The organism is Micromonospora sp. NPDC005413, from assembly GCF_040606435.1.
Taxonomy (GTDB): Bacteria; Actinomycetota; Actinomycetes; order Mycobacteriales; family Micromonosporaceae; genus Micromonospora.
In genome coordinates, this window is sequence record NZ_JBEXEV010000034.1 from 30,624 (window position 1) to 55,060 (window position 24,437).

Here is a 24,437-nt window from a genome sequence, read left to right on the forward strand (position 1 = left end):
TGCGCGTGCGGGACATCACCCTGTGACCGAGGCCTGGCGACCGGACGACGAGGACGAGCGACGCGGGGCCATCGGGCCGGTGAAGGTCCGGGTGCCCGCGAAGGTCAATCTGCACCTCGGGGTGGGTCCGCTGCGCCGTGACGGCTACCACGAGCTGAACACCGTCTACCACGCCATCTCGATCTACGACGAGCTGACCGCCCGCCGGGGCGACACCCTCGCCCTGACCATGGAGGGCGAGGGCACCGGCGAGTTGGCGTTGGACGACTCCAACCTGGTGATCCGCGCGGCGCACGCTCTCGCCGGGTACGCGGGCGTGCTGCCGCACGCCCGACTGCACCTGCGAAAGCAGATCCCGCTCGCTGGTGGGCTGGCCGGCGGCAGCGCCGACGCGGCCGCCGCGTTGGTGGCCTGCGACGCGCTCTGGGGCACCGGGCTGTCCCGCGACGAACTGGCCGGGATCGCCGCCGACCTCGGCTCCGACGTGCCGTTCCTGATCTACGGTGGCACCGCGCTGGGCACCGGCCGAGGCGAGGCCGTCAGCCCCGTGCTGGCCCGCTCCACCTCCTGGCACTGGGTGGTGGCGATCGCCGACGTCGGCCTCGCCACCCCGGCCGCGTACCGCGAGTTGGATCGGCTCCGCGACGCCGGCACCGCCGGTGCCCCGCTGGGCAGCACCGACGCGCTGCTCGGGGCCCTGCGCCAGCGCGACCCCCGGGTGCTCGCCCGTACTCTCGGCAACGATCTTCAGGACGCCGCGCTGGCCATGCGCCCGGCGCTGGCCGACACCCTCAAGGCCGGCGAGGCCGCCGGTGCGCTCGCCGGCATCGTTTCCGGCTCTGGCCCGACCTGCGTCTTTCTCGCGGCGGACGCGGCCGACGCCGAGCGGATCGCCACCGACCTGACCATGGCGGACGTGTGCCGGGAGGCGCGGGTCGCGCACGGCCCGGTCGTCGGCGCCCGCGTCGGCTGACGTCACCTCCCACCCGGCCTGCGGGCGCGCGGCGCGGGAGGCCGGGGCGTCCGCGTACCCTTGGGTCAGGCGTCCAGGTGCCCGCCGGCACCGGGACGCCTTGATCATGAAGGGTGGAACGTGGCGAACATCGTCAATCTGGACCGGGTGTCCAAGGGGTACGGCGCCGCCGGGCGGCTGCTCACGGACGTCTCGCTCGGCCTGGACGACGCCGACCGGATCGGCGTGGTCGGCCTCAACGGTGCCGGCAAGTCCACCCTGCTGCGGCTGCTCACCAAGCAGGAGGACCCCGACGACGGCCGGGTGACCCACCGCCGCGACCTGCGCGTGCTCTGGCTGCCGCAGCAGCTCACGCTCGCCCCCGACGCCACCGTCCGGGACGTCGTGCTCGGCACCGCCTGGCTCGACGAGGGCATGGGCGCGGAGCACGAGTGGGCCGGCGACGCCGGGGTGCGCGCCATCCTCGACGGCCTCGGCATGCCGCACCTCGGCCTCGACCAGCCGGTCGGCCCGATGTCCGGTGGCGAACGGCGCCGAGTGGCGCTCGCCGCGCTGCTCGTCCGCGACTCCGACCTGCTCATCCTCGACGAGCCCACCAACCACCTCGACGTCGGCGGTGTCGACTGGCTGGCGCGGCACCTGGTCGGCCGCAAGGGTTCCCTGGTCGTGGTCACCCACGATCGGTGGTTCCTGGACGCGGTCTGCACGGACACCTGGGAGGTCGCCGACCAGACCGTCCGCGTCTACGAGGGTGGCTTCGCCGCCTGGATCCTCGCCCGTGCCGAGCGCGAGCGCGTCGCCGCCGCCACCGAGGCCCGCCGGCAGAACCTGCTCCGCAAGGAGATCGCCTGGCTGCGCCGTGGGCCGCCCGCCCGGACCTCCAAGCCCCAGTTCCGCATCGACGCCGCGAACGCGTTGATCGCCGACGTGCCGCCGGCGCGCGACACCATGTCCCTGCAGCGGATGGCCACCTCCCGCCTCGGCAAGCAGGTGTACGACCTGGAGAACGTCGAGCTGCACGCCGGCCCCAAGGAGATCCTGCGCGACGTCACCTGGCTGGTCGGCCCCGGTGACCGGATCGCCATCCTCGGTGCCAACGGCGCCGGCAAGACCACGCTGCTGCGGATGCTCGCCGGCATCACCCGCCCCGACGGTGGCCGCCTCGGCACCGGCTCCACCGTGCGGCCCGCGTTCCTCTCACAGGAGCTCGCCGAGCTGCCCGGGCACCTGCGGGTGCTCGAAGCCGTCGAGGAGGTCGCCCGCCGGGTGCAGCTCGGCGACCGTGAGGTCTCCGCCGCGCAGCTCGCCGAGGTGTTCGGCTTCGACGACCGCCGACTCTGGACCCCGGTCAGTGATCTTTCCGGCGGTGAGCGTCGCCGGTTGCAGATGCTGCGGCTGCTCGCCGGCGAGCCCAACGTGCTGCTCTTCGACGAGCCCACCAACGACCTGGACACCGACACCCTCGCCGCGCTGGAGGACCTGCTCGACTCGTGGCCCGGCACGATCATCGTGGCGAGCCACGACCGCTACCTGATCGAGCGGGTCACCGACACGGCGTACGGGATGTTCGGCGACGGCCGGCTCGTGCACCTGCCGGGTGGTGTCGACGAGTACCTTGCCCGGACCGCGGAGCGGGCCGGCACCGTCCGGGTCGGGGCCAACCCGACCGCCGCGCCCACCGGCCCGACCGCGAGCGGCATGTCGGCCGCCGAGGTCCGCCAGGCCCGCAAGGACCTGACCCGGCTGGAACGCCAGCTCGCCAAGCTCGACCAGCGCGAGGTTGTGCTGCTCGATCAGCTCGCGGCGGACGCCACCGACTACGCCCGGGTCGCCGAGTTGGACACCCAGCTCAAGGATCTGCGCGCCGAGCGGGAGCGGATCGAGGAGAGCTGGATGACCCTCGCCGAGGACCTGCCAGAGAGCTGACCGGGCCAGGCGCGCCGGCCGGGGGCCGTGTGCGGCGTCACACCGCCACATGCGAGACAATCGTCGGCGACACCTCACCCCACGGCGTTGGAGACACAGACATGGCCCACACCCCCGTCAACCACCCCGCGCGGCCGATCTACCGGGCGATCGGCGGGCTGACCGGTCTGTACCTGGTGGTCTTCGGTGCGCTCGGCATCATCACGAGCGCCGGCAACGAGATCCTCGCCCAGGACGACACCCGGGTCCTCGGTCAGGGCACCAACCTCGGCTTCTCGCTGCTCAGCGTGCTGCTCGGGATCATCGTGCTGGCCGGCACCGCGCTCGGCCGCAACATCGACGTGGCGATCAACCAGTGGATGGCGTACGCCCTGATGGTGGTCAGCCTGGCCGGTCTCGCGTTCATCCGGACCGACGCCAACATCTTCAACTTCAGCATCACCACTGTGGTCGTGGTGATGACGGCCGCCCTGGTGCTGCTCATGGTCGGCATGTACGGCAAGGTCGGGTCGGAGGACGAGGCGGAGGCGTTCCAGAAGGCTCGCTTGGTGCTCTGACGCTTCTTCTCTGGTTGCTGCCGTGGGTTTTCGCCGGAGCCCGAGCTGCTCCGGGCGGTCAGGCTTGATCCCTGCGCAGCTCGGGCTCCGGCGAAAACCTGACCTGGTCCAGCCTTTCGGCGGACCCTTCCGGCATCGTGGTTCTTCGGACAGTCGGCTCTGCCCTGGGCGACAATCCTCCTGAAACGGTCAACTCAGGGGGTCAGGGGTATGCCGCACTTTCCGGTGAACCATCCGGCACGGCCGATCTACCGGGTCCTCACCGGTCTGATCGGCGTCTACATCCTGGTCTTCGGCGTCTGGGGCGTCGCCGAGACGATCGGCAACCCGCTCTTTGACCGGAGCAGCACCTGGGCCCTCGGGCTACGCACCAACCTGGCCTTCTCGCTCGCCTCGGTGATCTTCGGAGTCGTCCTGATCATCGGGGCTTCGCGGCGAACCAACCTCGGCCACTACATCAACCTCACGGCCGGCGTGGTGTTCCTGGTCACCAGCATTCTGATGATGTCCGTGCTGCAGACCGGGGCGAACTTCCTCAACTTCTCGATGTCGACCGTGGTCGTGTCGATGCTGTTCGGCCTGATCCTGCTCGGCACCGGCCTCTACGACAAGGTCGGGCCTGCGGAACACGCCGAGGCGGAGCGGGAGCTCCGCAAACACCCGGTGGCCGACGCGCACCGCCGCTGACCGGCGTCAGCGACGCCGAGCGGTGATCAAAGTCGGCTTCGCCTCCAGGTGCGACAACCCGTTCCAGGCGAGGTTGACGAGATGCGCCGCCACCGTCTCCTTGCGCGGCTTGCGCGCCTCCATCCACCAACTGCCGGTCAGCGCCACCATGCCCACCAGCGCCTGTGAGTACAGCTCGGCCAGCTTCGGGTCGTACCCGCGGCTCTTGAACTCGGCGCCCAGGATGTGCTCGACCTGGTGTGCCACGTCGTTCATGATGCTGCTGAAGGTGCCCGTGGCGGACATCAGTGGCGATTCGCGGACCAGCACCCGGAAACCACTGGTCTCCTCCTCGATGTAGCCCAGAAGGGCCATCGCCGCCTGCTCCAGCAGCTCCCGCGGATGCCCGGCAGTCAGCGCCGTGGTGATCCGGTCCAGCAGGGCCCGGACCTCCCGGTCCACCACCACCGCGTAGAGCCCCTCCTTGCCGCCGAAGTGCTCGTACACCACCGGCTTGGAGACCTTGGCGCGGGACGCCACCTCCTCGATGGAGGTGGCGTCGAAACCGCGCTCGGCGAAGAGCTGCCGACCGGTGGCGATCAACTGCTCCCGTCGCTGGGCCGCCGACATCCGCACACGAGAGGCGGGCTTGGGTTTGGGTGCTGGGGCCGGCGGGGTCGTCCGTCGGCCGCCAACACTGTCACCGTCACTGACCTCGGGCATGTCGCCGCCTTGCTGGCGCTCGGTGACGCCCTGCCGTGGGATGGTGCCTCCGCTGTGCCCGTTCACGTCGTCGCCTCACTGGCGGGCGGTCCGACCGCCCTGCCGCGCCGCCCGACCGGCCCGGATCGGGCTCGGCTCCTCGGCCGCCGAGCTGTCCGGTCCCCCCGCGTCGCTCGGCCACCCGGCCATCCTGCCAGGCGGCCTCCCGGTGCACCGCCCGGTTTACCGGGGTGCGACCGGCTTCACCAGCTTGGCGGCGAGGCGCTCCGGCTTCGGCCAGCGCACCTGCGTCGCCGCACCGAACTTCTCGAACAGCCAGATCACCCGGGCGGAGATGTCCACCTGACCCCGCAGCACGCCGTGCCGGGCGCTGGTGGGGTCGGCGTGGTGCAGGTTGTGCCAGCTCTCGCCGAACGACAGGATCGCCAGCGGCCAGAAGTTCGACGCGCGGTCGCCCTGGCGCATCGCGAACGGACGCTCGCCGTAGACGTGGCAGACCGAGTTGATCGCCCAGGTGACGTGGTGCAACAGGCCGATCCGGACCAGCCCGGCCCAGAAGAACGCGGTCAGCGCGCCCTGCCAGGACAAGGTCACCAGGCCGCCGATCAGTGCCGGACCGAGCAGCGAGATGCCCACCAGGGCGGGGAAGAGCCGGTCGACCCGGCTGATGTCGCGGTCGGCGATGAGGTCCGGTGCGAAACGCTCCCGGTTGGACAGCTCCCGGCGGAACAGCCAGCCCACGTGCGCGTGGAACAGCCCGCGGGTCAGGGCCCAGAAGTTGGTGCCGAAGCGCCACGGCGAGTGCGGGTCACCCTCCAGGTCGGAGAACGCGTGGTGCCGTCGGTGGTCGGCCACCCACTGGATGATCTCGCCCTGCACCGCCAGCGAACCCGCGACAGCCAGCGTCACCCGCAGCCACCGCTTGGCCTTGAACGAGCCGTGCGTGAAGTAGCGGTGGAAGCCGACGGTGATGCCGAGCCCGGAGACGACGTACCAGACCAGGCCGATGATCACATCGGTCCAGCCGAGCCAGCCGCCCCATGCCACCGGCACGGCGACCAGCAGGGCGACGAAGGGGATCACGACGAAAGCCCAGAGGGCGGCCAGGATTCCGGGGGACTGGCTGCCGTCGGTGAGTGGTTTGGGGCCGGAGGCGGCGGTGTTGGGTTCGACCACAGCAGTGGACATGGGACCTCGCAGGGGGGATGGAAACGATCACTAACTTACGCCTACGTCACCGTAACTTACGGCTCCGTAGATCGCACGGGGAAGTTTCGAATGACCCTCGCGTAACTGTTCGCAAGCGCAGGTCAGGTGCCCTTCGTGGCGGGCAGGTGAGGTGACTCGCGGCGACGGATGCGGGGCCTGCGGGCTGCTCGACGAGGGCTCCCGGGTCGCGAGTCGCGCGGGGTGCGGCGGAATGAGCGATGGCGTCCGGCGGCCGGGGCGCTAAGGTGTACCGCGGGATGCCCCATCCCTGCTGCGACGTGCTCGCGTCGCTGATCGGCCGTGGTGTAATTGGCAACACCCGGGTCTTTGGTACCCGTATTTCAGGTTCGAACCCTGGCGGCCGAGCTGCCCAACTACGTCCGTTTTAGGTTCCAGTGGGGGTAAGAGGGGAACGTGCCGGGCCCCGCGGTTAGCATGACCGCGAGAGTGTCCACCGCCCCGACGGGAGCCACGTCGTGCCCCAGCCCCACCTTCGTACCGTCGTCGTGCTCGCCGCCGGTGAGGGCAAGCGGATGAAGTCGACACTGCCCAAGGTGCTGCACCCCCTGCTCGGTCGGACGCTGCTCGGTCACGTGCTGAGCGCCGCCGCGCCGCTGGCCGCGGACCGCACCGTCGTCGTGGTGGGGCACGGCGCCGACCAGGTCAGGGCGCACCTGACCGAGGTCGCGCCGGACGCCACGCCCGTGCTCCAGGCCGAGCAACTCGGCACCGGGCACGCCGTGCGGATCGCGCTGGACGCCGTCCCGGACGGCGCCGGCACGGTCGTGGTGATCAACGGAGACGTGCCACTGCTGCGGCCCGAGACGGTGGGCGCGCTGGTGACCGCACACGAGGAGGCCGGCGCGGCGGCCACCGTACTGGCCGCCGAGGTGCCCGAGCCGACCGGCCTCGGGCGGATCGTCCGGGACGCCGACGGTCGGCTGGAGCAGATCGTCGAGGAGCGTGACGCCGACGCGACGCAGCGCGCGATCCGCGAGATCAACGCCGGCATCTACGCGTTCGACGCCGTGCGGCTGCGCGAGGCGCTGGGCAAGCTCTCCACCGACAACGATCAGGGCGAGGAATACCTGACCGACGTCTTCGGGCTGCTCCGCTCGGCCGGTGAGCCGGTCGCGGTGCACGTGGCCGTCGATCACGTGGAGACGTTGGGCTGCAACGACCGGGTAGAGCTGGCGACCCTGCGCCGGCTGCTGCGCGACCGGGTCAACGAGGCGTGGATGCGCACCGGGGTGAGCCTGCTCGACCCGGCGACCACCTGGATCGACGTGACGGTCGCGCTGGACCGCGACGCGGTAATCGACCAGAACACCCAACTGTGCGGTGGCACGGTGGTCGGCACGGGCGCGTTGATCGGTCCGGACGTCACGCTGATCGACACGGTTGTCGGTCCCGGCGCGTCAGTGGTCCGCAGCCACGCTGTCGGCGCCGAGGTGGGCGCGGGCGCCACCGTCGGGCCGTACGCGTACCTGCGGCCAGCCGCGCGGCTGGCCGAGAAGGCGAAGGTCGGCACGTTCGTCGAGGTGAAGAATTCGCAGATCGGTGCCGGCTCCAAGGTGCCGCACCTGACGTACGTGGGCGACGCCACCATCGGTGAGCAGAGCAACATCGGCGCGGCGTCGGTCTTCGTGAACTACGACGGCGTCAACAAGCACCGGACCGTGATCGGCAGCCACGCGCGTACCGGTGCGGACAACATGTTCGTGGCGCCGGTCGAGGTGGGCGATGGCGCGTACACGGCTGCTGGTTCGGTGATCGTGGACGACGTCCCGCCGGGCGCGATGGGTGTCGCTCGGGCGCGTCAGCGCAACATCGAGGGCTGGGTGGTGAAGCGGCGTGCCGGCACGGCCGCGGCGGAGGCCGCGCAGCGGGCTCGCGACGCGCAGGGTGCGTCGGAGGTGACCGGCGCCGCAAGCGACAGTGAGGCAATGCACGGGGCGACCGAGACGGTGGGCGGCGCATCCGGCACGGGAGATACTGCAACCGAATAGTCCCCGACTCACCACCACCGGGTCGGGTACCGCCGACAAAACTGGAGCAGACGGGCCCATGGGCAGCATCGTCGCCGAAAACCGCAAAAGCCTGATGCTCTTTTCCGGACGTGGCTTTCCGGAGTTGGCCAAGGAGATCGGTGAGGTGCTCGGCGTGGCGCCGACCCCGGCCGACGCGTACGAGTTCGCCAACGGCGAGATCTTCGTACGGTTCAAGGACTCGGTGCGTGGTTCGGACGCCTTCGTGGTGCAGTCCGTCACGCATGGGGTGAACACCTGGGTCATGGAGACCCTGATCATGGTGGACGCGCTGAAGCGGGGGTCCGCCAAGCGGATCACCGTGGTGCTGCCGTTCTACCCGTACGCGCGGCAGGACAAGAAGCACCGGGGTCGGGAGCCGATCTCGGCCCGCCTGGTGGCGGACCTGTTGAAGACCGCTGGCGCGAACCGCATCCTCACCGTCGATCTGCACACCGCGCAGATTCAGGGCTTCTTCGACGGCCCGGTGGATCACCTCTTCGCGATGGACATCCTGGCCGAGTACGTGGAGCGCAAGTACGCCGGCCGACCGATGACCGTGGTGGCACCAGATTCGGGCCGGGTGCGGGTGGCCGAGCGGTGGACCGACCGGCTGGGCGGCTGCCCGTTGGCGTTCATCCACAAGACCCGCGACCCGATGAAGCCGAACCAGGTCGTGGCGAACCGGGTGGTCGGCGAGGTGGAGGGCCGGGTCTGCCTGATCGTCGACGACATGATCGACACCGGTGGCACGATCAGCAAGGCCGCCGACATCCTCAAGGAGTCGGGCGCGGCGGAGATCGTGGTCGCGTCCACCCACGCGCTGCTGTCGGACCCGGCGACCGAGCGGCTGAAGAACAGCTCGATCAGCGAGATCGTGGTGACCAACACGTTGCCTCTGCCCCCGGAGAAGCAGCTGGACAAGCTGACCGTGCTGTCGATCGCGCCGCTGCTGGCGCGGGCGATCCGGGAGGTCTTCGACGACGGCTCGGTGACCACCCTCTTCGGTGGCCTGAGCTGAGCCTCGCGCTGCGGTGAGCCCCGTTTCCGCCGCCAGTGGGAGCGGGGCTGCCAAACTGGTGGAAACGGGGCCGGCACGCTGGTGGGAGCGCCACCGACGCGCCGGTCTGGAGTCGTGAGCGGGGACTGCCGGCAACCCTGGAAACAGCTCGGGTAGACTAGTGCGGTTGCCACGGCGAGGGTGCCCGGCGGGCCGCTGAAAAGCGCCGCACGGAGGCACCGTCATCGACGCGGTGCTCCGGGCAGTCGTTCATGACGCATGAGCCCCAAGCGAGCCCCTCGCCCCAGCACCGCCAGACGACAAGCCCGCCGCAGCGAAAAGCATCAGGAGTTTCCCCGTGTCCGAGGTAAAGATCAGCGCCGAGCCCCGTACCGAGTTCGGCAAGGGTGGTGCCCGCCGTACCCGCCGGGCCGGCAAGGTGCCCGCCGTGCTGTACGGCCACGGCGAAGCGCCCAAGCACATCGCGCTGCCGTCGCGGGAGTTCGCCGCGGCGATCCGCAAGGGCGGTGCCAACCAGCTCTTCGCGATCGACATCACCGACGGCACCCAGGTGCTCGCGCTGCCGAAGGCGATCCAGCGTGACCCGATCCGGGACTCCTTCGAGCACGTCGACCTGATCCTGGTCCGTCGGGGCGAGAAGGTCACCGTCGAGGTCCCGGTGCAGCTGACCGGCGAGGCCGCGAAGGACACCCTGATCGTGCACGACCACGACACCCTCTCGGTGACCGCGGACGCCACCAAGGTTCCGGACCACCTCGAGGCGTCGATCGAGGGCCTGGAGGCGGGCACCCTGGTGACCGCCGGCGACGTCGAGCTGCCGGCTGGCGTCGAGCTGGCTGTCGACTCGGAGCTGACCGTCGCGTCGGTGACCGCCGCCCCCACCGCCGAGCAGCTTGAGGCGACGCTGCCCGAGGTCGAGGCTGCCACCGACGAGGCCGAGGCCGAGGTCGGCGAGACCACCGAGGGTTCCGAGGGCGCGGACGCCGCCGAGGGCACCGAGACCACCGAGGCGCGCACCGAGGCCTGATCGGTTCGTACTGTGCGGCAGGCGTCCCCGAGGGTTCGGGGGCGCCTGTCGGCGTATCGGGAGTCGGTGGAACGGACGTCGGAAGGGACGGGTCGTGACGGACGAGGCGGGGCCGTGGCTGGTGGTCGGCCTGGGCAACCCGGGTCGGGAGTACGCCGGGAACCGGCACAACGTCGGGTTCATGGTGGCCGATCTGCTGGCCGGGCGGGTGAGCGCGCGGTTCGGGCGGCACAAGCGGGCGGTGGCCGAGGTGGCCGAGGCGCGACTGGGGTTCGGTGGGCCGAAGCTGGTGCTGGTGAAGCCACTGACGTTCATGAACCTCTCCGGCGGGCCGGTGGCGGCGCTTGCGCAGTTCTACAAGGTGCCGGCGGCGCAGGTGATTGCGGTGCACGACGAGTTGGACATCGAGTTCGGCCAGGTACGGGTGAAGTTCGGCGGCGGCGAGGGTGGGCACAACGGCCTGCGTTCGATGTCGAAGTCGTTGGGCACGAAGGACTACGCCCGGGTGCGGTTCGGCGTCGGCCGGCCGCCGGGTCGGCAGGATCCGGCGGATTACGTGCTGTCGGATTTTGGCGCGGCGGAGCGCAAGGAGCTGGATTTCCTGGTGGACCGGGCCGCCGACGTGGTGGAGTCGGTGATCGTCAAGGGTGTGGAGCCCACGCAGAACCTCTACCACGGCGCCTGAGCCGGGCGGGGCGTACCGGATCGGAAATGGCGGGCCGGTAGTCTGCGCCTTTCGGCGTGCCACGACCGGTGACGCGGGCCGCGGCGAATCGGTCCGTGCGTGCGCGGGTCGCGGCGAGGCGACAGGAGCGGGCAGATGAGCAGTCCTCCGATGATCGATGGCGCGTTCGCCCGATGGTTGGCGTCCCGGGCCGGGCAGGCGTTGCTCGACCTGCGCACGGAGATGGGTTTCGCGGACACCGGCGCGTTGAAGTCGGCCGGGGACAAGGTGTCGCACGACCTGATCCGCACGGAGTTGGCGAAGTGGCGGCCGGGCGACGCGGTGCTCTCCGAGGAGGACGAGGGGTCGCGGTTGGCCTGGGCCGCGGAGGTGAACACCGCAGCGGTGCCACGGTTGACCGCGGACCGGGTGTGGATCATCGACCCGTTGGACGGCACCCGGGAGTTCTCCGAGGAGGGCCGCTCGGACTGGGCGGTGCACGTGGCGCTCTGGGCGCGTGACGCGCCGAGCCCGCACGGGCTGGTTGCCGGGGCGGTGGGGCTGCCGGCCCAGCAGCGGGTGCTGGGCACGGACTACCCGCCGGCGTACCCGCCGATGACGGTGGAGGCGGCGACGGCCGGCGAGCGGAAGATCCGCCTGGCGGCGAGCCGGAGCCGGCCTCCTGTCTTCCTGACCGACCTGGCCGAGGACGTCGGGGCACACCTGGTGCCGATGGGCTCGGCCGGAGCGAAGATCGCCGCCGTGGTCACCGGTGAGGTGGACGCGTACATCCACGCCGGTGGGCAGTACGAGTGGGACTCGGCGGCCCCGGTGGCTGTGGCGACGGCCACCGGACTGCACGCTTCCCGGATCGACGGTTCTGAGCTGAAATACAACGAGGCGGATCCGCGCCTGCCCGACCTGTTGGTCTGTCGCAAGGATCTCGCCACCCGGTTGCTTGCAGCGCTGCAGAGACATTCCGGGTAGCCTGAGCCCACTTTCTTGACATGCCCGACCGGAAAGGTCTGGAAATCGGATGAGCGAGCGAATCGAGCCGGTGTCATGACCACCCCCGCGGCATACCGGGTCTCCCACCTGGACGCCCTGGAGGCGGAGAGCATCTTCGTGATGCGCGAGGTCGTCGCCGAGATGGAACGCCCGGTGCTGCTCTTCTCCGGCGGCAAGGATTCGATCGTCATGCTGCGGCTGGCGCAGAAGGCGTTCGCCCCGGCCAACATCCCCTTCCCCGTCATGCACATCGACACCGGGCACAACTTTCCCGAGGTCCTCGAATACCGCGACCAGCGGGTCGCCGAGCTGGGGTTGCAGCTTGTGGTGGCGAGCGTGCCCGAGGCCCTGGCGAGCGGCATGGTCCGGGAGTCCGGTGACGGGATGCGCAACCGGATCCAGACGCCGGTGCTGCTGGACGCGGTGGAGAAGCACCGCTTCGACGCCCTGTTCGGTGGCGCTCGCCGGGACGAGGAGAAGGCTCGGGCGAAGGAGCGGGTGTTCAGCTTCCGCGACGAGTTCGGCCAGTGGGACCCGAAGAACCAGCGTCCGGAGCTGTGGTCGCTCTACAACGGCCGGCATCACCCGGGCGAGTCGATCCGGATCTTCCCGCTGTCCAACTGGACCGAGCTGGACGTCTGGCACTACATCGCCCGGGAACGCCTCCCGCTGCCCTCGATCTACTACGCGCACGAGCGCGAGGTGATCGAGCGGGACGGCATGTTCTACGCGGTCAACGAGTTCTTCCGCCCCCGCGCGGGCGAGGAGCGGTTCAAGGCCCAGGTGCGCTATCGCACCGTGGGCGACGCCTCCTGCACCGCGGCGGTCCGTTCCGATGCGGACACCGTGGAGAAGGTCATCGAGGAGGTGGCGGCGACCCGGATCACCGAGCGTGGCGCGACTCGTGGTGACGACCGGGTCAGTGAGGCTGCCATGGAGGACCGTAAGCGGGAGGGCTACTTCTGATGAGCACCGAGATCGTGGCATCCGCGAATGCGGAGGCCCGGGCTGTTGCCGGGGCCGGGCCGGAGGCCCGGGCGATGGACCTGCTGCGGTTCGCCACCGCCGGCAGCGTGGACGACGGGAAGTCGACCCTGATCGGTCGGCTGCTCTACGACACCAAGTCGCTGTTCACCGATCAGTTGGCCGCGGTGGAGGCGGTCAGCGCGGCCCGCGGTGACGAATACACCAACCTGGCGTTGCTCACCGACGGTCTGCGTGCCGAGCGGGAGCAGGGCATCACCATCGACGTGGCGTACCGGTACTTCGCCACCCCTCGGCGCAAGTTCATCATCGCCGACACCCCGGGGCACATCCAGTACACCCGCAACATGGTCACCGGAGCGTCCACCGCCGACCTGGCGCTGATCCTGGTGGATGCGCGTAAGGGTCTGGTCGAGCAGTCCCGCCGGCACGCGTTCCTGTGCTCCCTGCTGCGGGTGCCGCACCTGGTCCTCTGCGTGAACAAGATGGACCTGGTGGACTGGTCGCAGGAGGTCTACGAGCGGATCGCCGACGAGTTCACCGCGTTCGCCGCGAAGCTCGACGTGCCGGACCTGACCGTGGTGCCGATCTCCGCGTTGCGCGGCGACAACATCGTCGCCCGGTCGGAGAACATGCCCTGGTACGAGGGCCCGTCGTTGCTGCACCACCTGGAGCGGGTGCACATCGCCAGCGACCGTAACCTGGTCGACGTCCGGTTCCCGGTGCAGTACGTGATTCGTCCCCAGTCCACCACGGTCACCGACTACCGCGGTTACGCCGGCCAGGTCGCCTCCGGTGTTTTGAAGCCGGGTGACGAGGTGATGGTGCTGCCGTCGGGCTTCACCAGCAAAATCGCCGCCGTGGAGACCGCCGACGGGCCGGTCGCGGAGGCGTTCCCGCCGATGTCGGTGACGGTACGACTGGCCGACGAGATCGACATCTCCCGGGGCGATCTGATCTGCCGTCCGAACAACGCACCGGCAGTGGCCCAGGACATCGAGGCGATGGTCTGCTGGATGGACGAGACGGCCCCGCTGCGGGTCGGCGGCCGGTACGCGATCAAGCACACCACCCGGTCCGCGCGGGCGATCGTGCGCGGGCTGCACTACCGGTTGGACGTCAACTCGCTGCACCGCGACGAGTCGGCCGACGAGCTGCGGCTCAACGAGATCGGCCGGGTACGGCTACGCACCACCGTGCCGCTGCTGGCCGACGAGTACCGCCGTAACCGCACCACCGGAGGCTTCGTCATCATCGACGAAGCCACCAACCGCACGGTGGGCGCCGCCATGATCGTCGAAGCCAGCTGACCGGAGTTCGGACGCCGGGTGCCTGACCCGGATGTCGGATGGGGGTCGGCACCTATACATCGCTTCCTTTGCTCTGCTTCAACCCACGCAACACCGCGCGTCCGATATTCGGACACCGGGTGTTGCCTCCGTTGAAGCAGAGCAAAGGAAGACCCGAACACCCCTCACCGCCGGAGGGGATGTCCGGTGCTCAGGCCCATGCCTCGCCGACGGCCGCCCGGACGCACCGGCCTTGACCTGCATGAACAAGCACCATCCCCCCAGTGGCCGGGGTGGGGGTCAGTTCAGGCGGGTGGCACCGGGGGCCGGGAGAACAGTCACGGTGCCGGGGGCGGTGAAACCGCGTTCGGCGTACGCGGCCGTGACGGCGGCGGCGACCGCGTCGGCGCGGTCGGCCTCGACCAGAGCGAGGACGCAGCCGCCGAAGCCACCGCCGGTCATTCGGGCACCCAGCGCACCGGCCGCCAGGGCCGCCTCGACCGCAGTGTCGATCTCCGGCACGGTGATCTCGAAGTCGTCGCGCATCGAGACGTGCGAGGCGGTGAGCAGCGGGCCGATGTCGCGGACCCGGGCGGCGCGCAGCAGCGCCACCGTGTCCAGTACGCGCTGGTCCTCGGTGACCACGTGCCGAACCCGTCGCCGGGTCTCCTCGTCGTCGAGCTGAGCCAGCGCGGCGTCGAGCTGATCGACGCCCACGTCCCGCAGGGCGGGGACTCCGAGCGCCTCCGCAGCCGCCTCACAGGAGCGGCGGCGGGCAGCGTACTCACCGTCGGCGTGCCGGTGCGGCGCCCGGCTGTCGATGACCAGCACAGCCAGCCCGGCGGCGTCCAGGTCGAACGGAATCTGCTCGACCGACTCGTCGCGGCAATCCAGGAAGAGAGCGTGCCCGGCGCGACAGCGGATCACCGCGGACTGGTCCATGATGCCGGTCGGCGCGCCCACGTAGACGTTCTCCGCCCGCTGCGCCAACCCAGGCTGCCGCTCGGCGGCCAGCTCAAGCCCACCGAGGTCGAGCAGGGCGGCCAGCACGGCCGACTCCAGCGCGGCCGACGAGGAGAGCCCGGAGCCCAGCGGCACGTCGGAGGCGATCGCCAGCCGGGCGCCCGGCACCGGATGGCCGGCCTCGCGTAGCGCCCAGACCACCCCGGCGACGTACGCGCCCCAGCCGGTGACCCGACCCGGCTCGGCGACGTCGTCCGCGCCGAAGGCGATCGTCTCGCCGGAGAGCTCGGACCAGACCGTCCAGTGCTCCCCGTCCTGCCGGTCAGCCGCGACGACGGTACGCATCGGCAGCGCGAAGGGCAGCACGAACCCGTCGTTGTAGTCGGTGTGCTCGCCGATCAGGTTGACCCGGCCGGGAGCCGCCCAGCGACCGGCGGCCTGGCCGCCGAACTGCGCGGTGAAGCCGGCAGCAGCCCGTTCGGCGACGTCACCGGTGGGGTGGGTCATGCTTGCTGCTCCAGGATGTGGGTGCGGTAGAAGGCCCAGGCGTCGCCGACCATGTCGTGCAGGGTCGGCTTCTGCGGCACCCAGCCCAGCTCGTCGCGGGCCAGCGCGGAGGAGGCGACCAGCTCGGCCGGGTCGCCCTCGCGGCGCGGCGCCACCTCGACGGGCAGTTGGTGCCCGGTGACCTCGCGGACCACGTCGACGACCTGGCGGTTGGTGAAGCCGTTGCCGTTGCCCAGGTTGTAGATCCGGTGCTGGCCCGCCGTGGCCGCGTCCAGCGCCAACAGGTGGGCCCGGGCCAGGTCGGCGACGTGGATGTAGTCGCGGACGCAGGTGCCGTCCACGGTGGGGTAGTCGTCGCCGAAGAGCTGGAGCTTCTCCCGCCGCCCGGCGGCGACCTCCAGCGCGATCGGGATCAGGTGCGTCTCCGGGTCGTGGCGTTCACCGAGCGCGACGTCGCCGTTGAGGTGGGCGCCCGCGACGTTGAAGTAGCGCAGCGACACGGCCGCCAGCCCGTGGGCGATCGCCTCGGAGGTGAGCGCCATGTCGACGGCGAGCTTGGTCGCGCCGTACGTGTTGGTGGGCGCCTTGACAGCGGTCTCCGTGATGGGCAGCTCGGTGGGGTTGCCGTAGACGGCGGCGGTGGAGGAGAAGACCATTCGTGGCACTCCGGCGGCCCGGACCGCGTCGATCAGGGCGAGCGTGCCGACGGTGTTGGTCTGCCAGTAGAGCTCCGGCTTGACCATCGACTCGCCGGCGGCGATCAGGGCGGCGAAGTGCAGCACCCCGTCGAAGCCGGCGTCCGGGGTGATGATGCGGGCGGCGTCGTGGATGGACGCCTCGACGTGGGTCGCGTCCGGGGCGAGCGCCTCGCGGTGGCCGGTGCGCAGGTCGTCCAGGACGACCACCTGGTGGCCCGCGTCGAGCAGCATTCGGGTCACTACGCTGCCGATGAAGCCGGCGCCCCCGGTGACGAGCAGTTTCATGTCGTTGCCTCCTGCCTGGCCCGCCCGGGACGTGGCCCTTCGGTGATCACCCTAAGGCGGCGTCCGGCACCCTCGCCGACGCCACCGTCATCCCATTCCATCATAATCTCTCACGTTTAAACAGAGCCGAACATGTGCGGTCCGCCCCGCGCGGTTCCCAGTGGGGTGGGCGAACGGTGTCTACCATCTCTGTCATGCGGGAAGCGGCCCGTACCGGGCTCCGGCGACGCGTGCGGGTGCGACCCCGCCGCGACCCCGGCCCGCTCGCCCGGGCCGTCGCCCGGGTGCTGGTCCGCGCCGCAGATGGCGTCAGCCGACTCGTCACCGATCTGCTCGGGGCCGGTCCGGCAGCCGGTCGGGAGCGCATCTCCGAGGCCGACCTGCGGGACCTGGTCGCGGCGAACACGGTGCTCGACCCGGACGAACGGCGGATCATCCACGAGGTCCTGGTCGCCGGTGCCAGCCTGATCCGCGAGGTGATGATGCCGCGCACCGAGGTGGTCTTCCTCCCGGCACGGCTGACCATCGCCGAGGCCGCCCGGCTGGTCCGGGCGGAAACGCACACCCGTTACCCGGTCACCGACGGCACCCACGACGACGTGGTCGGCTTCGTGCACCTCCGCGACGTGCTGCTGCGACCGGACGCCGATCCGTGCGCCACCGTCGGCGAATTGGCCCGGGAGGTGAAGCGGCTCCCCGGCAGCAAACGGGTGCTGCCCGCGCTGACCGAGATGCGCCGAGAGGGCCAGCACCTGGCGGTGGTGGTCGACGAGTACGGCGGCACCGCCGGGATCGTCACCCTGGAGGACCTGATCGAGGAGTTGATCGGCGAGATCCACGACGAGTACGACGCCACTCCGGACCCGGTGCACGCCGGCCTGCCCGCCGTGGTGGACGGCCGCCTCAACCTGGCTGACTTCGCCGAACGGACCGGGGTGGCACTGCCCGCCGGGCCGTACGAGACGGTCGGCGGGTTCGTGATGGCCGAGCTGGGCCGACTCCCGGTGACCGGTGACGAGGTGCCGGTGCCCGGTGAACCGGTCGACGCCGACGCGCCCGAAACGGCCGACCTGCCGGGCGACGGCTGGCTGCTGCGGGTGCTGGCGTTGGACGGCCGCCGGGTGGCCCGGCTCGCGGTCTCCGCCGTGCGGGTGCCCGAGCAGCGCCGAGAGCACAACGCGGGGCAGCTCCGTCGGGTCGGGGCCCCGTCGACGCGCCTCGGCGCGGGCGAACCACGCGAGGTCAGCGCCCCGACACCGGCGGGCCGCAGCCGACCCGCCGGCCCGTCATGACGGACCCGGCTGCTTGCTGACAGAATTATCGCCATGTCCGACGTTCCCGCCCGCCCCCGCGTCTTCTCCGGCATCCAGCCGACGGCCGACTCGTTCCACCTCGGCAACTATCTGGGCGCGGTGCGGCACTGGGTGGCCCTACAGGACACCCACGACGCGTTCTACTGCGTGGTGGACCTGCACGCCATCACCGCGGGGCACGACCCGGCGCTGCTGCGCCAGCGGACCCGTGTGGCCGCCGCCCAGCTCTTCGCGGTCGGGCTCGACCCGGACCGCAGCACCCTGTTCGTGCAGTCGCAGGTGCCCGAGCACCCGCAGCTGGCCTGGGTGCTCGGCTGCATCACCGGCTTCGGCGAGGCCAGCCGGATGACCCAGTTCAAGGACAAGTCGCAGAAGCAGGGCAACGAGCGGGCCAGCGTCGGGTTGTTCACCTACCCGGTCCTGCAGGCCGCCGACATCCTGCTCTACCAGGCCAACGCGGTGCCGGTCGGTGAGGACCAGCGCCAGCACCTGGAGCTCTCCCGGGATCTGGCCCAGCGGTTCAACTCGCTGTTCGGCCCGACGTTCACGGTGCCCTCGCCGCACATCGTCAAGGACACCGCGAAGATCACCGACCTGCAGGACCCGACCGCGAAGATGTCCAAGTCGTCGTCCTCCCCGGCCGGCATCATCGACCTGCTGGAAGATCCCGCCCGGTCCGCGAAGAAGATCCGGTCGGCGGTGACCGACACCGGTCGGGAGATCGTCTTCGACGCCGCGACCAAGCCGGGTGTGTCCAACCTGCTGACCATCCACTCGGCGCTCAGCGGCCGCAGCATCGACGAGCTGGTGGCCGCATACGCGGGCCGCGGCTACGGCGACCTGAAGAAGGAGCTGGCCGAGGTCGTGGCGGACTTCGTCCGCCCGATCCAGGAGCGCACCCGCGCCTACCTCGACGATCCGGCGCAGCTGGACAAGCTGCTCGCCGCCGGCGCGGAGAAGGCCCGCGCGGTGGCCGCGACGACCCTGCGGTCCGTGTACGAGCGGGTCGGTTTCTTCCCGCCCGTGCGCGGCGAGTAGCGCCGCGGGGCAGGGGGACGGGTCGGTGGCCGGAGTGGCGGCACGAAGCGTGGATCGCAGTGGCGGGGTGCCGCCAACCGGCGACACGATCCAGATCGGCATCGCCGTGGACATCCCCGAGCCGTGGGGTGCGCAGCTCACCCGGCGGCGGGTCGAGGCGGGCGACCCGCTCGCGGTGCCAGCGCACGTGACATTGCTCGGGCCCACCGAGATCCGGACGGCCGACCTGCCCGCCGTCGAGCGGCACCTGGCCGCCGTCGCCGCCGCGCACCTGCCGTTCGCGCTGCACCTGCGGGGCACCGGCACGTTCCGCCCGGTCACCCAGGTGGTGTTCGTCGCGGTGGCCGCCGGGATCAGCGAGTGTGAGCTGCTGGCCGCCGCGATCGCCGCGGCACCGGGCCTACATCGCGAGGTCCGCTTCCCGTACCATCCGCACGTCACCGTGGCGCAGGACGTGGCACCAGAAACCCTGGACAAGGTGTACGAGGATCTGGCCGACTTCTCCGCGATGTTCGAGGTCGACGCGTTCACCCTCTTCTCGCACAGCGGGCAGGCCCGGTGGCAGCCGCGTCGGGACTTCCGCCTCGGCGACTGAGCCGGCGACGCGCCGACCGGCGAGCATCGGGAGCCGGTTGCCACCACAGCAGTGGGAGATCGGCGAGGATGATCGCGTGAACGTGATCGGCCGTATCGAGGCGGGCATCGACCGCTGGGTGAGCGCCGCGCGCCACCGGTCGAGGCTCTTCGATCACGTGTGGCGGGCCGGCGCGCTGTACGCCGAGGTGCTGGCGGGGCGGCTGGCCGCCGCGATCGCCTACTACGGCTTCTTCGCGGTGTTCGCCCTCGCCCTGGTCGCGTACGCCATCTTCGGCGCGATCCTTGAGGACAACGACGAGGTCAGCGCCGCGGCAGCCAACTTCCTTGAGGGGAACCTGCCATTCCTGGACGCTGAGCAGATCGCCAACTCCAGCGGCACGGTCGGTGTGGTCGGCCTGGTCATCCTGGTCTTCACCGGGATCGGGTGGGTTGAGGCCATCCGATCCTCGCAGCGGTTGATGTATCAGCTCAACCAGCAGCCGGGCAACCTGGTGATGCGCCGGCTGGTCGACCTGGGTGTGATGATCGGTGTCTTCGTGCTGCTCGGCGTCTCGGTCGCGGCAGTGGACGCGTTGGAGTCGTTGCTGCGTTTCCTGCTGCGCAGCACCGGCTCGGTCGGTCTGACCACGATCAGCGCGATACTCAGCGTGCTGATCAACGCGGTGCTTGCGGCCGCGCTGCTGGTCGCGGTGCCCCGGTTGCGGATGAGCCGGTCCCGGTTGCGCCCGGTGGTGGTGCTGGTCGCGATCGGCATCACGCTGCTCAACACGGTGGGGCGGTACTACGTGGTGCGTACCGAGCGGAACCCGGCGTACACGGTGGTGGCAGGCGCCGTCGGTCTGCTGCTCTACCTCTACCTGCTCAACCAGTTGGTGCTGTTTGGCGCGGCGCTCCTCGCGACCAGCACGAACGGGCGGGTGGTGGATCTGGCGGCAGCCACCGTCCCGCCGAGGGATGTCGACGAGGGCACCGATCCCGGTACGCCGGGCGGTGCGGGCTGATGACGGAAGGTGTGCAGGTGCTGATCTCGGTCGACCCGGACTCGTCGGTGCCCCCGTACGAGCAGGTGCGCGGGCAGCTCGCCGAGCTGATCGGCGACGGCCGGTTGCCGGTGGGCAGTCGACTGCCCACCGTCCGGCAGCTCGCCGCGGACCTGCGGCTGGCCGCCAACACGGTGGCGCGGGCGTACCGGGAGTTGGAGGTTGCCGGGTTGCTGGAGACCCGGGGGCGCAACGGCACCTTCGTCGCTCCCGGCCGGGACGACGCCGTCGACCGGCTGCAGCGGGCAGCGGCCGGCTACGCGGCCGAGGCTGCGCGGCTCGGTGTCCCGCCGGCCACCGCGCTCGCCCTGGTCCGCGCCGCCCTGGACGCCGTCCGGCCCGGCTGATCGGCCGCCGACCGTACGCCGGACGGGCGGCAACTGAGGCGAAAGGCGTCGGCGCTCGCGTTCGCGGCCCATGATGAGCCGGTGGGCGCACTCATGACACTGGACCTGCCGGCGGACTCACCGCTCCTCGGTCTGCCGTGGATCATCACCTTCGGTCCGCTCGGTGACCTCGACGAGTGGGAGCCGGTGGTCTGTGGGCCGTACGAGCGGCCGCACGCGTTGGCGCTGGCCGAGGCGGTGGTGGCCGAGGAGCAGCTGATGGCCGTGGTGGAGCCGCTGCTGCCGGCGCTGTCGGCCGACGAGATCCGCAGCGAGATCGCCGCCGCGCAGGTCGCCGCCGAGGACGAGGCCCGTCAGGTCGAGGGGGCCGACCTGTACGGGGACTTCGAGGACGTGATCGACGAGGACCTGGATGCCGCCGCCGACGAGGCGGGCCACGGTGAGCCCGCCGAGCCGCCGGACGAGGCCGAGGTGCGCGCGGGCTTCACCCGGATCGCGGCGCTGCTCACGGCGAAGTGACTGGCGGAGACGGACACCGGCGCCGCGCGGAGCGGACTCCACGAGGCGCCGGCGCCACCTCACCCCCCACCACAAGGGGCCGGTAGCCCAGTCGCCCGTCGGCGCGGGGCACAACGAACGACCAGGTCGAGAACGAGTTACCCGCTCAGCGCCGTTCCAACCAGGCAGCCGCGTCGACGGGCAGCAGGTGGCCGGAGCCCTGCCCGGTGAGCGCGTCGCTGGCGACGACCGGCTGGCCGTACCCGTCGATCAGGACCGGCGCACCGCTGAGGTTGACCACGCAGGTCAGCACGGTTTCGCCGGCGGTGCGGGAGAAGGCCAACACGCCCGGCCCGCTCTCCAGCCAGGTGACCCCGTCGGCGTCGATGGCCAGCGCCGGGTGCTCGTGGCGGATCCGCAGCGCAGCCCGGTACAGCTCCAGCGTCGAGCCGGCCACGCCGGTCTGCGCGGTGACGGACAGGGCCCGCCAGGTCGCCGGAGCCGGTAGCCAGCTCAACTCGCTACCAGCCGGCCCGAAGCCGTACGGGGCCAGTTCGCCGCTCCACGGGATGGGCACCCGGCAGCCGTCCCGGCTCTCGCCGGTGCGCAGGAACGCCGGGTCCTGGCGCATCTCGTCAGGGAGATCGAGCACCTCGGGCAGGCCCAGCTCCTCACCCTGGTAGAGGTAGGCGCAGCCGGGCAGGGCGAGCATCAGCAGGCTGGCGGCGCGGGCCCTGCGCAGCCCTTCGGCACCGTCGCCGTAGCGGGTGACGTGCCGCTGCTTGTCGTGGTTGGACAGCACCCAGGTGGTGGGCGCGCCGACCACGGCCGACTCGGCCAATGCCGTGTCGATCACCTTGCGGAACGAGTCGGCCGACCAGGTGGCGTCGAGGAAGTCGAAGCTGAACGCCTGGTGCAGCTCGTCCGGGCCGATGTAGCGGGCCAGGCGCTGCGGGGTCTCGGCCCACGCCTCGGCGACCGCCATCCGAGCGCCCGGGTAGCTGTCCAGGATGGGCCGCCAGGCGCGGTAGATCTCGTGCACCTCGTCCTGGTCGAAGTAGGGCAGCCGGCCCTTGCCGAGCAGTTCGACCTGGCGCTGGCCGGTGGTCATCGTGCTGAAGCCGACGTCCGGCAGCCCTTCGGCCTTGATCATGCCGTGGGCCACGTCGATGCGGAAACCGTCCACGCCCCGGTCCAGCCAGAACCGCAACACGTCCTCGAACTCGGCGCGGACCTCCGGCTGGCGCCAGTTCAGGTCCGGCTGGGCCGGGTCGAACAGGTGCAGGTACCACTGGCCGTCAGCGATGCGGGTCCACGCCGGGCCGCCGAAGATGCTCTCCCAGTCGTTGGGGGGCAGCTCGCCGTGCGCGCCCTGGCCATCGGCGAAGAGGTAGCGTGCCCGCTCCGGCGAGCCGGGGCCGGCGGCGAGGGCGGCGCTGAACCAGCGGTGTGCGCTGGAGGTGTGGTTGGGCACCAGGTCGACGATGATCCGCAGGCCGAGAGCGTGCGCGTCGGTGATCATCGCGTCGAAGTCGGCGAGGGTGCCGAACATCGGGTCGACGTCCCGGTAGTCGGCGACGTCGTATCCGCCGTCGACCATGGGGGAGGTGTAGAAGGGGGTCAGCCAGAGCGCGTCCACCCCAAGATCGCGCAGGTACGGCAGGCGCTGCCGAATGCCCCGGAGGTCACCGATGCCGTCGCCGTCGCTGTCGGCGAAGCTGCGCACGTACACCTGGTAGACGGCCGCGGAGCGCCACCAGTCGTCGTCGGTGGTGTGGGGCGGGGTGGCAGTGCGGATCATCCGAGCAATATGCCGGCCCGCGACTGCAAGAGTCAAGCAGATCTTGCGTAAGAGAGTCGCGCAGAACTCGGGGCGACCGCGGTGGAGCCGCGCACCACCAGCTCCGGGCGGAACAGATATTCCGAGTGCGGGGCGCCATGCCCGTTGATCTCGTCCACCAGGGCTCGGACAGCAGCCACCGCCATGGCGATGACCGGCTGCCGCATGGTGGTCAGCGGCGGGTCGGTGAAGGCCATCAGCGGTGAGTCGTCGTAGCCGACCACGGAGAGGTCACCCGGCACGCTGAGGCCGCGTTGGCGTGCCGCCCGGATCGCGCCGAGCGCCATCAGGTCGGAGCCGCACACCATGCCGGTGACGCCGCGGTCCAGTAGTCGGCCGGCGGCCGCCTCGCCACCCTCCACACCGAACAGCGACAACTCGGCCAGTGGGCCCAGATCGGCCTCGGGGACGCCGGCCAGCCGGGTCATCGCGGCACGCCAGCCGGCCACCTTGCGCTGCACCGGCACGAACCGGTCCGGGCCGGTGATCAGCCCGATCCGTCGGTGCCCGAGCGCGACCAGATGGGCGACGGCCAGCTCGGCGGCCTCCCGATCGTCGCAGGAGACGAAGGGTGCGCCGATGTCGGGCACGTACCCGTTGACCATCACGACCGGCAGCGGCCGGGCGATCAGCGCCCGGTAGCGCTCGTGGTTGGCGGCGGTGTCGGCGTGCAGCCCGGAGACGAAGGCGATCCCGGAGACCTGCCGGTCCAGCAGCATCTCCACGTACTCGTCCTCGGTCACGCCGCCGGCGGTCTGGGTGCAGAGCACCGGCGTGAACCCGCTCTGCGCCAGCGTCGACTCGATGACCTGGGCGAAGGCGGGGAAGATCGGGTTGTCCAGCTCCGGCACGACCAGGCCGACCAGCCCGGCGCTGCGCTTGCGCAGCCGGGCGGGACGCTCGTAGCCGAGCACGTCGAGGGCGGTGAGGACGGCCTGCCGGGTCTCCGGGGCCACGCCGGGGCGGTCGTTGAGCACCCGCGACACCGTGGCCTCGCTGACTTCGGCCTGCTGGGCGATGTCGGACAGTCGAGCGCGCATGGCGGCACTTTAGCCCACCGGCAAGTTCTTGCGGGGCTCTCTGCAAGTCCTTCCATGATCTGCAACTTCTTGCTAACGTCCCCGCAACATGCGAGAGCAGCGGCGCGGTATTGAGGCGCCGGTTGGCAAGAACTTCCAGAGGTTCCCACTGGCGGGCCGCCCTTCCCCCGGCGGACCCGCCATGACGACAGGAGTAC

General features: G+C 70.9%; 23 protein-coding genes and 1 tRNA gene. 18 read left to right on the plus strand and 6 right to left on the minus strand.

Translation table 11 applies throughout. The features are described 5' to 3' along the window. Positions 1-22 precede the first annotated feature (22 nt). From ABZS37_RS26980 to ABZS37_RS26995, 4 genes are all read left to right on the plus strand, one after another. Entirely contained in the window at positions 23-973 is a 951-nt protein-coding gene (locus ABZS37_RS26980; RefSeq protein WP_355173415.1) for a 4-(cytidine 5'-diphospho)-2-C-methyl-D-erythritol kinase, read from the plus strand. A gap of 120 nt (positions 974-1,093) precedes the next feature. After that, complete coding sequence (locus tag ABZS37_RS26985; RefSeq protein WP_355173417.1) at positions 1,094-2,899, plus strand: ABC-F family ATP-binding cassette domain-containing protein; 1,806 nt, start codon at positions 1,094-1,096, stop codon at positions 2,897-2,899. 101 nt (positions 2,900-3,000) lie between these two features. Continuing rightward, the gene (locus ABZS37_RS26990) at positions 3,001-3,456 is read left to right on the plus strand and encodes a DUF4383 domain-containing protein (protein ID WP_355173419.1); all 456 of its coding nucleotides are present in this window, start codon (positions 3,001-3,003) and stop codon (positions 3,454-3,456) included. A gap of 210 nt (positions 3,457-3,666) precedes the next feature. Beyond that, complete coding sequence (locus tag ABZS37_RS26995; RefSeq protein ID WP_355173421.1) at positions 3,667-4,143, plus strand: DUF4383 domain-containing protein; 477 nt, start codon at positions 3,667-3,669, stop codon at positions 4,141-4,143. A 6-nt stretch (positions 4,144-4,149) separates the two neighbouring features. Here the strand turns inward: ABZS37_RS26995 and ABZS37_RS27000 are convergent, their stop codons facing one another. Both ABZS37_RS27000 and ABZS37_RS27005 read right to left on the minus strand, forming a co-directional pair. Then, positions 4,150-4,845: a TetR/AcrR family transcriptional regulator gene (locus tag ABZS37_RS27000; protein WP_355173479.1), complete on the minus strand. Its 696-nt coding sequence runs from the start codon at positions 4,843-4,845 to the stop codon at positions 4,150-4,152. 222 nt (positions 4,846-5,067) lie between these two features. Further along, the gene (locus ABZS37_RS27005) at positions 5,068-6,033 is read right to left on the minus strand and encodes an acyl-CoA desaturase (RefSeq protein WP_354995504.1); all 966 of its coding nucleotides are present in this window, start codon (positions 6,031-6,033) and stop codon (positions 5,068-5,070) included. Positions 6,034-6,348: 315 nt separating this feature from the next. Here ABZS37_RS27005 and ABZS37_RS27010 point away from each other — a divergent pair. The 8 genes from ABZS37_RS27010 (at position 6,349) to ABZS37_RS27045 (ending at position 14,095) form a co-directional block, all read left to right on the plus strand. Further along, a tRNA-Gln gene (locus ABZS37_RS27010) sits at positions 6,349-6,420 on the plus strand. 110 nt (positions 6,421-6,530) lie between these two features. Beyond that, entirely contained in the window at positions 6,531-8,063 is a 1,533-nt protein-coding gene (gene glmU, locus ABZS37_RS27015) for a bifunctional UDP-N-acetylglucosamine diphosphorylase/glucosamine-1-phosphate N-acetyltransferase GlmU (RefSeq protein ID WP_355173423.1), read from the plus strand. 58 nt (positions 8,064-8,121) lie between these two features. After that, positions 8,122-9,102, plus strand: a complete 981-nt coding sequence (locus tag ABZS37_RS27020; protein WP_354995502.1) for a ribose-phosphate diphosphokinase — start codon at positions 8,122-8,124, stop codon at positions 9,100-9,102. Positions 9,103-9,439: 337 nt separating this feature from the next. After that, positions 9,440-10,129 carry a 50S ribosomal protein L25/general stress protein Ctc gene (locus ABZS37_RS27025; protein WP_355173425.1) on the plus strand — a complete coding sequence of 230 codons (690 nt, stop codon included), beginning with the start codon at positions 9,440-9,442 and terminating at the stop codon, positions 10,127-10,129. A 94-nt stretch (positions 10,130-10,223) separates the two neighbouring features. Beyond that, positions 10,224-10,814 (plus strand): aminoacyl-tRNA hydrolase, encoded by a 591-nt coding sequence (gene pth, locus ABZS37_RS27030; protein WP_355173427.1) that lies wholly within the window; start codon positions 10,224-10,226, stop codon positions 10,812-10,814. A 135-nt stretch (positions 10,815-10,949) separates the two neighbouring features. Further along, entirely contained in the window at positions 10,950-11,780 is an 831-nt protein-coding gene (locus ABZS37_RS27035; protein WP_355173429.1) for an inositol monophosphatase family protein, read from the plus strand. A 75-nt stretch (positions 11,781-11,855) separates the two neighbouring features. Next, the gene (cysD, locus tag ABZS37_RS27040; RefSeq protein ID WP_355173431.1) at positions 11,856-12,767 is read left to right on the plus strand and encodes a sulfate adenylyltransferase subunit CysD; all 912 of its coding nucleotides are present in this window, start codon (positions 11,856-11,858) and stop codon (positions 12,765-12,767) included. A gap of 74 nt (positions 12,768-12,841) precedes the next feature. Next, the gene (locus tag ABZS37_RS27045; RefSeq protein WP_355173481.1) at positions 12,842-14,095 is read left to right on the plus strand and encodes a GTP-binding protein; all 1,254 of its coding nucleotides are present in this window, start codon (positions 12,842-12,844) and stop codon (positions 14,093-14,095) included. Between the two features lie 279 nt (positions 14,096-14,374). On the opposite strand, the gene galK is transcribed toward ABZS37_RS27045, so the two are convergent. Next, positions 14,375-15,544: a galactokinase gene (galK, locus tag ABZS37_RS27050; protein ID WP_355173433.1), complete on the minus strand. Its 1,170-nt coding sequence runs from the start codon at positions 15,542-15,544 to the stop codon at positions 14,375-14,377. After that, positions 15,541-16,527 (minus strand): UDP-glucose 4-epimerase GalE, encoded by a 987-nt coding sequence (galE, locus tag ABZS37_RS27055; RefSeq protein ID WP_355173435.1) that lies wholly within the window; start codon positions 16,525-16,527, stop codon positions 15,541-15,543. Before galE ends, galK begins: the two co-directional genes overlap by 4 nt. A gap of 194 nt (positions 16,528-16,721) precedes the next feature. Between galE and ABZS37_RS27060 the strand changes: the two genes are divergently transcribed. The 6 genes from ABZS37_RS27060 (at position 16,722) to ABZS37_RS27085 (ending at position 21,381) form a co-directional block, all read left to right on the plus strand. Continuing rightward, positions 16,722-17,819, plus strand: coding sequence for a hemolysin family protein (locus tag ABZS37_RS27060; RefSeq protein WP_355173437.1), 1,098 nt, complete (start codon positions 16,722-16,724; stop codon positions 17,817-17,819). Between the two features lie 33 nt (positions 17,820-17,852). Further along, positions 17,853-18,878 carry a tryptophan--tRNA ligase gene (gene trpS / locus ABZS37_RS27065; RefSeq protein WP_355173439.1) on the plus strand — a complete coding sequence of 342 codons (1,026 nt, stop codon included), beginning with the start codon at positions 17,853-17,855 and terminating at the stop codon, positions 18,876-18,878. A gap of 25 nt (positions 18,879-18,903) precedes the next feature. Next, a complete protein-coding gene (locus tag ABZS37_RS27070) occupies positions 18,904-19,473 on the plus strand; it encodes a 2'-5' RNA ligase family protein (protein WP_355173441.1) in 570 nt (189 codons plus the stop codon). 76 nt (positions 19,474-19,549) lie between these two features. After that, the gene (locus ABZS37_RS27075) at positions 19,550-20,476 is read left to right on the plus strand and encodes a YhjD/YihY/BrkB family envelope integrity protein (protein ID WP_355173443.1); all 927 of its coding nucleotides are present in this window, start codon (positions 19,550-19,552) and stop codon (positions 20,474-20,476) included. Next, positions 20,476-20,862 carry a GntR family transcriptional regulator gene (locus tag ABZS37_RS27080; RefSeq protein WP_355173445.1) on the plus strand — a complete coding sequence of 129 codons (387 nt, stop codon included), beginning with the start codon at positions 20,476-20,478 and terminating at the stop codon, positions 20,860-20,862. The genes ABZS37_RS27075 and ABZS37_RS27080 overlap by 1 nt, the downstream gene beginning before the upstream one ends. An 81-nt stretch (positions 20,863-20,943) precedes the next feature. Further along, the gene (locus tag ABZS37_RS27085; protein ID WP_355173447.1) at positions 20,944-21,381 is read left to right on the plus strand and encodes a hypothetical protein; all 438 of its coding nucleotides are present in this window, start codon (positions 20,944-20,946) and stop codon (positions 21,379-21,381) included. Between the two features lie 145 nt (positions 21,382-21,526). Here ABZS37_RS27085 and ABZS37_RS27090 read toward each other — a convergent pair whose 3' ends face one another. Next, positions 21,527-23,161, minus strand: coding sequence for a glycoside hydrolase family 13 protein (locus ABZS37_RS27090; RefSeq protein ID WP_355173449.1), 1,635 nt, complete (start codon positions 23,159-23,161; stop codon positions 21,527-21,529). Between the two features lie 32 nt (positions 23,162-23,193). Continuing rightward, positions 23,194-24,240, minus strand: a complete 1,047-nt coding sequence (locus tag ABZS37_RS27095) for a LacI family DNA-binding transcriptional regulator (RefSeq protein ID WP_355173451.1) — start codon at positions 24,238-24,240, stop codon at positions 23,194-23,196. Positions 24,241-24,437: the final 197 nt, after the last annotated feature.

Excerpts from the sequence above, each read along its gene's own strand:
- ABZS37_RS26990 (WP_355173419.1), top strand. The coding sequence starts at position 3,001 with ATGGCCCACACCCCCGTCAACCACCCCGCGCGGCCGATCTACCGGGCG.
- ABZS37_RS26995 (WP_355173421.1), top strand. The coding sequence starts at position 3,667 with ATGCCGCACTTTCCGGTGAACCATCCGGCACGGCCGATCTACCGGGTC.
- ABZS37_RS27000 (WP_355173479.1), bottom strand. The coding sequence starts at position 4,845 with ATGCCCGAGGTCAGTGACGGTGACAGTGTTGGCGGCCGACGGACGACC.
- ABZS37_RS27005 (WP_354995504.1), bottom strand. The coding sequence starts at position 6,033 with ATGTCCACTGCTGTGGTCGAACCCAACACCGCCGCCTCCGGCCCCAAA.
- ABZS37_RS27020 (WP_354995502.1), top strand. The coding sequence starts at position 8,122 with ATGGGCAGCATCGTCGCCGAAAACCGCAAAAGCCTGATGCTCTTTTCC.
- ABZS37_RS27035 (WP_355173429.1), top strand. The coding sequence starts at position 10,950 with ATGAGCAGTCCTCCGATGATCGATGGCGCGTTCGCCCGATGGTTGGCG.
- cysD (WP_355173431.1), top strand. The coding sequence starts at position 11,856 with ATGACCACCCCCGCGGCATACCGGGTCTCCCACCTGGACGCCCTGGAG.
- ABZS37_RS27045 (WP_355173481.1), top strand. The coding sequence starts at position 12,842 with ATGGACCTGCTGCGGTTCGCCACCGCCGGCAGCGTGGACGACGGGAAG.
- galK (WP_355173433.1), bottom strand. The coding sequence starts at position 15,544 with ATGACCCACCCCACCGGTGACGTCGCCGAACGGGCTGCTGCCGGCTTC.
- galE (WP_355173435.1), bottom strand. The coding sequence starts at position 16,527 with ATGAAACTGCTCGTCACCGGGGGCGCCGGCTTCATCGGCAGCGTAGTG.
- ABZS37_RS27060 (WP_355173437.1), top strand. The coding sequence starts at position 16,722 with ATGCGGGAAGCGGCCCGTACCGGGCTCCGGCGACGCGTGCGGGTGCGA.
- trpS (WP_355173439.1), top strand. The coding sequence starts at position 17,853 with ATGTCCGACGTTCCCGCCCGCCCCCGCGTCTTCTCCGGCATCCAGCCG.
- ABZS37_RS27080 (WP_355173445.1), top strand. The coding sequence starts at position 20,476 with ATGACGGAAGGTGTGCAGGTGCTGATCTCGGTCGACCCGGACTCGTCG.
- ABZS37_RS27090 (WP_355173449.1), bottom strand. The coding sequence starts at position 23,161 with ATGATCCGCACTGCCACCCCGCCCCACACCACCGACGACGACTGGTGG.
- ABZS37_RS27095 (WP_355173451.1), bottom strand. The coding sequence starts at position 24,240 with ATGCGCGCTCGACTGTCCGACATCGCCCAGCAGGCCGAAGTCAGCGAG.